Source organism: Arsenicicoccus cauae, assembly GCF_009707125.1.
GTDB classification, from domain to species: Bacteria; Actinomycetota; Actinomycetes; order Actinomycetales; family Dermatophilaceae; genus Arsenicicoccus; species Arsenicicoccus cauae.
Map to the genome: position 1 here is coordinate 1 of NZ_WLVL01000011.1, position 1,360 is coordinate 1,360.

The 1,360-nt window shown below is 65.2% G+C and carries 1 protein-coding gene; it reads right to left on the bottom strand.

All coding sequences use genetic code 11. From position 1 onward, the window contains the following. Window positions 1–108: 108 nt before the first annotated feature. The gene (locus tag GGG17_RS02715) at window positions 109–1,086 is read right to left on the bottom strand and encodes an AraC-like ligand-binding domain-containing protein (protein WP_154592265.1); all 978 of its coding nucleotides are present in this window, start codon (window positions 1,084–1,086) and stop codon (window positions 109–111) included. Window positions 1,087–1,360: the final 274 nt, after the last annotated feature.

A 1,360-nucleotide genomic window follows, 5' to 3' on the forward strand; every position in this document is an offset into this window, starting at 1 on the left:
GGACAGAGAAGATGGGTCACTAGGTGGAAGCCAGCACTGAACGCGTTCGCCATCACCTTCGCCGACCGCATGCCCGCGGCGGAGGACCGCTGACCATGCAAACGCCACTTACACCGTTAGCCGGACACTCCCGGGACTTGACCGCCAACGTGCTGGTGAGACGCCGAAGTGTCGGGTGAACTCTCGGCTGAAGTGGGCTGGATTGGGGTAGCCCCAGCGGCGAGCGATGGATTCGATCGTCCGCGACGCGAGTCGCGGATCGGTCAGGTCATGCTGGATGCGACGCATTCGGCGGGCGCGGATCTCTTGCGCAAGGGTCATCTCTTGCCCGGTGAAAACCCGATGCAGGCTGCGGACGGAGACGTTGGTCGCGCGGGCGATCGCTGCGGCGGACAGGGACGGGTCAACCAGGTGTGCCTCGACGTGGGCGAGTGCTCTTCGACGCAGTTCCGCGTGGGGCCGAGAGGTGGGCCGAGAGGTGGGCCGCGGGAGATCGCAGCGTCGCTCAACGGCCGCGGTGATCAGGTCGATCGACGATTGGGCCACCAAGTTGGGAGTGAATTCTTCGTCGAGCTCGGTCAACGAACCGAGGTAGCGCGAGACCCCGCGAAAGAACGGGTCGGTGGTCGAGAAGGTGCGTCCGAGAACCTGGGGTGCATCTCGCTCCGCGAGCGGGAGACGCCGTTGCGGGAACTGGAAGACCTGCATGCCCCAATCCTTTGTGAACTGGATGTCGTAGGGCGACTCGGTGTCCCACAGGACGAAGTCGCCGACATCCAGGTGGGCCTCCGAGCCCGCTTGGCGAACCCGACCCCGCCCGCTCACCTGACGGCCGAGCATGATCAGACGCTCGTCGCCTTGACCGGTCAGACGCCGGGGTCGGGAGATCCGGTGAGCAGCAGAGGAGCTGCTCGACGCGATTCGCATGTCGCCGAGCTGCGCCGTCCTGATCGCACCAGCGAAGCGCCCGGGCTCGTCGACGGTCGCAGTGATGTCCAAGCGCACGTAACTGCGCCAGATCAGTTCGTGCCACGCAGGCAGTCGGTCGGCTGGGCAGAACGACGCCAGATCGATGCACTCAACCACGGCAGTCACCTCCGGATCCGCTTCCTGCGCGGGGGGTGAGCTCGGGGGCGGTCAGGCGACGGACGGTGCGGGTGTGGCGCTGCATGCGAGAGATGGTGCGCCGCAAGGATTTCCCAACTGCTGCGCTCATGTTTCCGGGGTATTGCAGTAAGAGTCCCGTGGAGTGGTGGGGTTTGGGGAGTGGGTGTGGCTCCCTGACGTAGAGGGGTCATCGGCGAGATGCTCGGTGTGTACCGCCAAGTACTCACCAGAGGAGATCTCACCGATGACCCTT